This is a genomic window from Bacillus sp. JJ1503 (assembly GCF_036965125.1).
In the GTDB taxonomy this organism is placed as follows: Bacteria; Bacillota; Bacilli; order Bacillales; family Cytobacillaceae; genus Cytobacillus.
This window is the reverse complement of record NZ_JBALOZ010000336.1, coordinates 9,208-17,735: the sequence shown is the minus strand read 5'-3', so window position 1 is coordinate 17,735 and position 8,528 is coordinate 9,208. Positions and strand designations below refer to the sequence as shown.

8 protein-coding genes and 1 pseudogene are annotated in these 8,528 nt (G+C 36.5%); 1 reads left to right on the top strand and 8 read right to left on the bottom strand.

The genetic code is table 11. The annotated features are described in order from the left end of the window. Both V7149_RS21865 and V7149_RS21860 read right to left on the bottom strand, forming a co-directional pair. Positions 1-349 (bottom strand): annotated as a pseudogene (locus tag V7149_RS21865) (hypothetical protein); the annotation flags it as partial. A 246-nt stretch (positions 350-595) separates the two neighbouring features. After that, positions 596-808 (bottom strand): cold-shock protein, encoded by a 213-nt coding sequence (locus tag V7149_RS21860; protein ID WP_335347701.1) that lies wholly within the window; start codon positions 806-808, stop codon positions 596-598. 324 nt (positions 809-1,132) lie between these two features. On the opposite strand from V7149_RS21860, the gene V7149_RS21855 reads away from it, so the two are divergent. Further along, positions 1,133-1,423: a DUF6509 family protein gene (locus V7149_RS21855; protein ID WP_335347700.1), complete on the top strand. Its 291-nt coding sequence runs from the start codon at positions 1,133-1,135 to the stop codon at positions 1,421-1,423. A 38-nt stretch (positions 1,424-1,461) separates the two neighbouring features. Here the strand turns inward: V7149_RS21855 and V7149_RS21850 are convergent, their stop codons facing one another. From V7149_RS21850 to glpK, 6 genes are all read right to left on the bottom strand, one after another. Further along, positions 1,462-1,863: a cytosolic protein gene (locus tag V7149_RS21850; protein WP_335347699.1), complete on the bottom strand. Its 402-nt coding sequence runs from the start codon at positions 1,861-1,863 to the stop codon at positions 1,462-1,464. A 103-nt stretch (positions 1,864-1,966) separates the two neighbouring features. Further along, positions 1,967-2,167 (bottom strand): cold-shock protein, encoded by a 201-nt coding sequence (locus tag V7149_RS21845; RefSeq protein ID WP_066300509.1) that lies wholly within the window; start codon positions 2,165-2,167, stop codon positions 1,967-1,969. Positions 2,168-2,329: 162 nt separating this feature from the next. Continuing rightward, positions 2,330-3,778 (bottom strand): DEAD/DEAH box helicase, encoded by a 1,449-nt coding sequence (locus tag V7149_RS21840; RefSeq protein ID WP_335347698.1) that lies wholly within the window; start codon positions 3,776-3,778, stop codon positions 2,330-2,332. 306 nt (positions 3,779-4,084) lie between these two features. After that, the gene (locus tag V7149_RS21835; protein WP_066300496.1) at positions 4,085-4,285 is read right to left on the bottom strand and encodes a cold-shock protein; all 201 of its coding nucleotides are present in this window, start codon (positions 4,283-4,285) and stop codon (positions 4,085-4,087) included. Between the two features lie 776 nt (positions 4,286-5,061). Next, positions 5,062-6,729, bottom strand: a complete 1,668-nt coding sequence (locus V7149_RS21830) for a glycerol-3-phosphate dehydrogenase/oxidase (RefSeq protein WP_335347697.1) — start codon at positions 6,727-6,729, stop codon at positions 5,062-5,064. 61 nt (positions 6,730-6,790) lie between these two features. Further along, the gene (glpK, locus tag V7149_RS21825; protein WP_335347696.1) at positions 6,791-8,281 is read right to left on the bottom strand and encodes a glycerol kinase GlpK; all 1,491 of its coding nucleotides are present in this window, start codon (positions 8,279-8,281) and stop codon (positions 6,791-6,793) included. Between the last annotated feature and the right edge of the window lie 247 nt (positions 8,282-8,528).

The window sequence follows — 8,528 nt, the reverse complement described above, 5'->3', positions numbered from 1 at the left end:
TATTAAATAACATATAGATCGTTAAAAATTTTATAGGAAGGGAAGGATCATTTAATTTTCTTCTCCACCATTTCATGATATAGGAAGCTAACAAAAGCAAAATAATCGTATACCACGTTCTCCACCAATTATGCTCGTAAATACGAAGCCTTAAAAACAGTTCTTCAATTAACGCAATAAGAGAAATGATCAGTATAATCCATTTAGTCCTTAACCGAAATGCCGCTATGGACATTAGCACAGTCGGAATAATAACTCCTTGAGAAATTAAGGAACCAAATATATCATCGGGCCAATTCTCTTTGAAAACATGAGGATAATAATCGTACGAATTCAGAAGAATAAGCACGACAAATTCCCCAAAAAATGAAAGACCCGCAGCAAAAAAATAAACAGCTAAATCTTTTCGAAAATGATTCGAATTCTTATATGTAAATATGAAGATGATTAGACTTATGAAAACTAAGGAAAAATACCATAAAGAGTTTGCCAAACCCACTTCACTTCCAAATTATTTTAGTTTCCATTATTTTGTTCATGTTATGATAACCTATACAAAAAGAAAGAGGACGATCAAAGATCGCCCCCCATTATATTAATTATTGGAATAAATACTATTGTTATTCACTACTTGAAGCTCCCTTATTGCCTCTTTCATTTCACTCTTACAAATTGGACAAGAAGGCTGCTGACTGCTCTTAAAATTATCTCGGACCCAGCAATTACATGAATCTGACGTGCATTCCCAAACCTTTACTTCTTCCATTTTGATTTCTTCTGTGTTTTTTCTCCCAAATCCCATTGCCATATTAAGGCACCTCCCAAAGGGTAGACCCCTATTTTTCCCTAAAAATAAAAACACCTGTTAAATAAAGGGAAAATACTTACCAACTCTAAATAACAAGTGATTTATGGGAAACTTTATACATTCATAAACTCTTCAATTAGTATAACATAAATTTCCTTAACAGTCAAAAGGTCAAATGACATACTTTTTAAACAAGTTTAAGTTCAATTTTTTTGAATGTAGAAACTTTTTTTAAGAAATAGTAATACTATTTCTTTTTATCGGGTAAGGTGTATAATGTTCTCGTTAACTAGATTTAGGTTTGATGAAGAAAGGGTGAAACCTATGGAAATTACAAGTTATACAGTAGAGCTGCTAAAAGATCCTACAGGAATTTTATTGGGAGAACGTTACGAATTCTTTTTAGATATTGCCGTGGATGAAGATGATGATTTATACGATGAGAATGGATTACAGCTTCGAGTTTTGTTTTATAAGAAAGAAGATGACTATCGCATTTTAAATTATCATTTTTTAAGTTCAGGTCAAATATTAGACTTTGCATTAGAAGAGGAAGAAGAGAAACTAATCTCAAAATTTTGCACGGATCATTACATAGAAGCAGAAGATCTGTAAGTAATGAGAGCAGGGCACGCCCCTGCTCTCAAACTTTTTTATAATTGAATATCTTTCCCGTCTTCAGCGATATGATACATTAAATGCGCTAAATGATGGATTGGACTATATTCTTCCTTGTCTTCATCGCTTTCATTCTCTTCCTGGAACTCTAAATCATTTAAGTGCAATGCAGCAAATTGATAAAAGTCTTTTAATTCAAAAGCATAGCATGCACTTGGGTCTTCATTCTCTTCTTCGTATTGAAGGACCATATACGATTCTTTGCCACTGCCATCAATAGCATCGAAGAAAATAAAAAATCCAATATTTGTGTCCAATTCAAATAAATGTCTTGTTCCACCCTCGGTTAATCTTTCAAAATCTTCTTCACTTAATTTCTGAACTTTCATTGCTTCAACTTGATCTTCCTTATGAAATTGAACAGTAAATTCCTTCACAGCTCTTCCCCCTTCTTTCGTACTCCATTTTATTATGACCAATTATCCTGATAAAGACAAAAAAATAATAAAAGAGCCGAGAAATTTGGCTCTTTTACATTTTTTATGCTTTTGTTACATTCACTGCTTGAGGTCCGCGTTGTCCCTCTTCTATGTCAAAATTAACTTCTTGGCCTTCATCAAGACTTTTGAAGCCTTCACTTTGGATAGCTGAATAGTGTACAAATACATCCTCTCCACCTTCAACCTCAATAAAACCAAAACCTTTTTCTGCGTTAAACCATTTTACTTTACCTGTTGCCATTTTAATCCTCCTAAATATCAATCAGTGACAGAATATATTACCCTGCAAATCTTATTATGGGTATTTATTTAGGATTTTAACCAATTTCACTATAAGAAATACATGGAAAAATAAAGATTTACCAATTTATCGCAGAATAACAGGCTGTAAAACAACTACTGTTTATTTATTCGTTGTACGGCTTCTTCTTCTTTCCCGGCCATCTCTTCTGTCTCTACCAGCATTTCCTGAACTTCTGCCTCTGTCATTATAGCGTTTTCTATCGCCGCTTCTATCTGTTCTTGGCTTTCTAACGCGTATCGGTTCAACAGCAGTTAATTTAACTGGAGTAACATCAATGTCCTTAGTTAATAATTTTAATGCCGCTGCCAATAAGGAAACAGAGTCAGTGTCTTCGAGTAGATTTTCAGCTGCACGCTTATAATCATTATGGTCATTTTTCTCAATAATAGCCATTAGGCGATTAATGGTAGCCTGCTGATTGCCTGCTAGTACATCTTTGAAAGATGGAACTGGACTTTTCGTCATTTTGCTCTTTGTTACGTTTTCAATGATCTTCAAATGATCAATTTCTCTTGGAGATACAAAAGTTACTGCGAGTCCTTTATTTCCAGCACGGCCTGTTCGTCCAATTCTATGGACATAGCTCTCAGGATCCTGTGGAATATCAAAGTTATATACGTGGGAAACTCCGCTAATATCAAGACCCCTTGCTGCCACATCTGTAGCAACCATGATATCAATCGTTTGTTCTTTAAAACGGCGAATGACTTGGTCACGTTTCGCTTGAGGGATATCTCCATGAATTCCTTCTGCTGAATATCCGCGTTTAATTAATCCTTCTACCACTTCATCCACACGCTTTTTTGTCCGTCCAAATACAATCGCAAGCTCTGGAGATTGAATATCTAGAAGACTGCAGAGCACGTCAAATTTCTGTTTCTCATGAACTTCCATGTAATGCTGTTCGATATTTTTTACTGTCATTTCTTTTGCTTTAATTTTTACTAATTCCGGATCCTTCATGAACTTTTCTGCAAGTGTTTGAATTCTTCTAGGCATTGTTGCAGAAAATAGGAGGGTTTGTCGTTCTCCTTTAATTTCACTTAAAATTCTTTCAATATCTTCAATAAAGCCCATATTTAACATTTCATCGGCTTCATCAAGGACAACCATTTTAATATTGCCAAGACGAATCGTTTTTCTCTCAATATGGTCAATCAGTCTTCCAGGCGTAGCTGCAATAATATGTGGTCTGTTTTTTAAAGCACGAATCTGGCGATTGATATCCTGACCGCCATAAATTGGTAAAGTTTTTACACCTTTAACTTGACCGATTCGGTTTAATTCCTCTGCTACTTGAACAGCCAGCTCACGAGTAGGAGCAAGAACAAGGCCTTGAATGCCTTCTTCAATATTGATTTGTTCTAGAAGCGGAACACCGAATGCAGTCGTTTTTCCTGTACCAGTTTGGGCCTGCCCAATCATATCTTTACCCTCTAAACCAATCGGGATTGCTTGAGCCTGAATAGGTGTTGGTTCCTCGAAGCCCATATTGGATAATGCTTTTACTATTTCATTACTTAAGCTAAAATCTGAGAATGTTGTCAAAATATTTTTTCCTCCTTATGATCGTTACGCTACTTACTTTTGTCATCATCTTTATTAAACAATAACTACGTTAATAGGTTTTCCAGTTTGCATCTCTTTTTTACATTTTTAGAATGAGAATTTATTTCCCATTGTAAAAAATGATCTTTAAAGTATTTTCCAATTAAATGAGGAAAAGTATTATTCCTAAAAAGCAAGTTGGATGGATTCTCTTTTGAGGAATGGATGAAGAATATACAAAGTGGAGAAAAAATAACGTAAAAAAGTGATGCATGAATGACATGCACCACTCCATTTCTAGCAATATTATGCTTTATTTACGTTAGAAGCTTGTGGTCCACGGTTACCTTCAACGATTTCGAAAGTTACAGCTTGGCCTTCTTCTAAAGTTTTGAAACCATCAGTTTGGATTGCAGAGAAGTGTACGAATACGTCTTGACCTTCTGAAGACTCGATGAATCCAAATCCTTTTTCTGCATTAAACCATTTAACTTTACCTGTGTTCATGTTATTACCTCCAAAAATATGTTTCACTATAAGTCTTTAATATATAGGCTTTAACATAAAAAGATCGCAGCCACAATAAATGAGGAATAAAATCGTCCACAATTTATTGTAGCTACGACCACTTATCCAAAAATATATATAACGAACATTACAGCGTTAACCTTATAATAAATGAGGAACCTAATATTGTCAATAACAAAAGGAAAAATTACATTTATTATACTATTTGGCCTATTCGAGGCTTTACTATGTTATGCTTCAGCGCATAATCTTAGTATAACACCTAAAACAATGAAAGCCCTACCTCTCTTCCATCCTTACGGCTCCAAGACCGTGCCAGCGGGAATCAGGCATTAAGAAAATCAGTTCATTATTGAGATTAATAAAATTATTGTGATTTTTCATTTTGTAGAATTTAAAACTGAAGTGAAGATGTTCCGGGTAATCAGAAGAAGATTAAAGAAGAAATTGCCATATAAGCTGCTAATTGATCAATTATAATTTTTTATTCCGAACCTTAAACAAACGAATGATGTATTGGGTTACATCAATATTCACTACTCTACGAGTAAACCTCAAATAAGCAATAATTTATTGTATCAAAAAATAAACGGTAAGTCAAATACTATTTCAGATTGAAATTGATGGATTCCTACGAGAAATAGATTAGAAGTCTGTCCTGAAGTTAGTTTTTCATTTCCTAGACAGACCCAATACCGAAAAGGTAAAAGAAGCTGTGTTATTAGTTGATGATCGGGATGTTCTAATGTATTTGCCTATTCATACAATTTATCTGGTGTTGTTGCATCGTTTAATTCCTGCTCAAGTTCCATAATAAATTGTTGCTTCCTCTTTTCACTCCAGCCAAAGTATTCTGACATATAATAGTGTACCTGCTTTCGATATTTCCTTACTGAATGTATATCAAATAGCAGGTCACCTGTTCTTCTTATAAAAAAGTCAGAAGGGGTCGAAGCCATTTCATATTCTAGTGCATATTTGAGCTTAACCCATAAAGTAATTGGCATTTCATATTTCTCCGCTTTATTACTGCTATCAGTTTCAATCATTTTAAATAATATTGGAGCATTTGACCCGTACATGGAAACGAGATGAAAAGCCTCATCTTGTGTTAGTCCGATTTCTATACCAACCCGGGATAAACCTTCGATGAAAGCTTTATAATTTCTAGAACCTCCAACATCCCCTCCAGAAATAGGCAAAGCCCTTGTCATGCAGCTGAGAAAATATTTGTTATTTTTCGCTATTAATTTTCTTGCAAGTAAATTAACAACGGTCTCTGCCATTTTACGGTATCCCGTTAATTTACCGCCTGCTATCGTAATGAGACCAGATGGAGCTTCCCATATCTCATCTTTCCGCGAAATTTCCGAAGGGTCCTTCCCCTCTACCGAGATTAATGGCCGAACTCCAGCCCAGCTTGATTCAATATCCGTTTCTCTCACCTCTGCATCTGGAAACATATCGTTAATTGCATGGATGAGATAATCTCTATCTTTCATAGTTATTTTTGGATTTTTAGGATCATGATTATAGAAAGTATCTGTTGTTCCTACATAGGTTTTTCCATTTCTCGGGATCGCAAAAATCATGCGGTTATCTGGTGTGTCAAAATATACAGCCTGCTCTAAAGGTAATTTAGATTGGTCAAATACAACATGGACACCTTTTGTCAGCTGCATTGTCTTTCCTTTTTTTGAACCATCCAAGTCCCTAATAAAGTCAACCCATGGCCCTGAAGCATTAACAATTGTATGTGCCTTAATCTCGTACTCTTCTCCAGTTAACTGATCAACTGCCATTACGCCAGCTACTTCATTATTATTATAAAGAAGCTTATAGGCCTTCGTATAATTTATAGGTACAGCTCCTTTTTCATAGGCTGCTTTCAACACTTCAATTGTTAAACGAGCATCGTCCGTACGATACTCTACATAATATCCAGCACCCTGAAGTCCTTCCTTTTTAATAAGAGGGACTTTCCCTGCCGTTTCTTGAGCATTTAGCATCCTTCTCCTTTCTTCTCTTTTTACCCCTGCTAAATAATCGTAAGCTCTAAGACCTATTGAAGTGCTAATCCGTCCAAACGTTCCACCTTTATAAATCGGCAGAAGCATCCATTCAGGTGTTGTGACATGTGGCCCATTCTCATAAACAACGGCTCGTTCCTTTCCAACTTCTGCAACGAGTTTAACCTCAAGGTTTTTCAAATAGCGAAGACCGCCATGTACTAGCTTTGTTGAGCGGCTTGATGTGCCTGAAGCAAAATCCTGCATTTCAACTAAAGCAGTCTTCATCCCTCTAGAAGAGGCATCGAAAGCGATCCCCGCACCGGTAATTCCCCCGCCAATTATCAAAACATCAAATTGATTCTTTTTCAGTTTGTTAATCATTTCGTGTCGGTTTTTGTTTGAAAACATCAATATTTCATCCTCCTTTTCAAAAGTAAGTAAAGTTTCCTATAAGGAGAGGATGTTCGATCTTTTATTTAAAAGCCATCGCCGCATGAACTGCTTTCTTCCAGCCGTTATATAGGTCATTTCGATTCTCCTCCAGCATATTGGGATTAAAAGAACAATCAATTGCCCATTTCTCAGCGATTTCTTCCTGGCTTCTCCAGAAACCAACTGCAAGTCCTGCAAGATAGGCTACTCCAAGTGCAGTCGTTTCATTAATGGTAGGACGTTCGACCGGAACATTTAATATATTTGATTGAAATTCCATGAGAAAATTATTTTTCACAACTCCTCCATCTACCCGCAGTTTTTTTAAATTTATTCCCGAATCAGCTTCCATGGCGGATAGGACATCTTTTGTTTGATAAGCAAGAGATTCTAAAGTCGCTCGGATGAAATGTTCTTTCGTTGTTCCTCTTGTTAATCCAAATATAGCTCCACGAACATCGCTGTCCCAATAAGGAGTACCAAGACCAACAAAAGCAGGAACTACATATACACCATCAGTAGATACAACTTTTTTCGCATATTTCTCACTATCTTTAGCATTTTTAAGCAGCCTTAGCCCATCTCTGAGCCATTGTATGGCAGACCCCGCAACAAAGATACTCCCTTCTAAAGCATATTCCACTTTTCCATTTAAGCCCCAAGCAATAGTTGTTAACAGTCCATGCTCAGAACGAACAGCTTTTTCACCTGTATTCATTAACATAAAACAGCCTGTGCCGTACGTATTTTTTGCCATGCCTTTTTCAAAACAAGCCTGTCCGAAGAGGGCTGCCTGCTGATCCCCCGCGATGCCAGCAATCGGCACCTCCCTGCCAAAAAAGTGAGAGTCTGCTGTATGCCCATATATTTCAGAAGAAGGCCTAACATTCGGAAGCATACAATCTGGTATATCAAGAATTCGGAGCAATTCTTCATCCCATTTTAAATCATATATATTAAACATAAGTGTCCGTGAAGCATTGGAAAAATCAGTTACATGGCACTTCCCGCCTGTAAGCTTCCAGATAATCCATGTATCCATCGTGCCAAACAATAACTTCCCTTGCTTTGCATCTGCCTTGGCACCCTCATCATGATCTAATATCCATTTAACCTTCGTGCCTGAAAAATATGCATCAATTAATAAACCAGTCTTTTCACGAAAAATATCATCATAACCTTGGGATTTTAATTGTTCACAAATATCGCTTGTCTGTCTAGATTGCCATACAATGGCATTATATACGGGAGTGCCTGTTTCTTTATTCCACACAACAGTCGTTTCCCTCTGATTTGTAATCCCAATTCCAGCAATTTGCTCAGGTCTTACACCTGATTCTGTTAGAACTGCAGCAATAACCGCCAGGATTGACCCCCAAATTTCGTTTGGATTATGCTCAACCCAACCCGGGTTTGGAAAGTATTGCTTAAATTCCTTTTGCGCAATATGGACAATGGCTCCCTTTTGGTCAAAAATGATCGCACGAGAGCTTGTCGTTCCCTGGTCTAGAGACAACATATACTTTTCCACTTTCCATCTCTCCCTATAGTAATAATCCGCAACTTTTTTCCTTATTATTACTATATTAGCAAAAACAATTAATTTGCGATAAAAAAACCGATTTTGTTCAATACAAAATCGGTAATGTAAAACAGAAATGAAGTATAACTTTTCTTAATTTTGAGAACTGTCTAGCTCCACAAGGAACGCTTCGGCAGCATAATCATCGCACGAGTAAAAGCGTTAGCTTTTAGGAGGAGCGCCTACCCCCGACGTA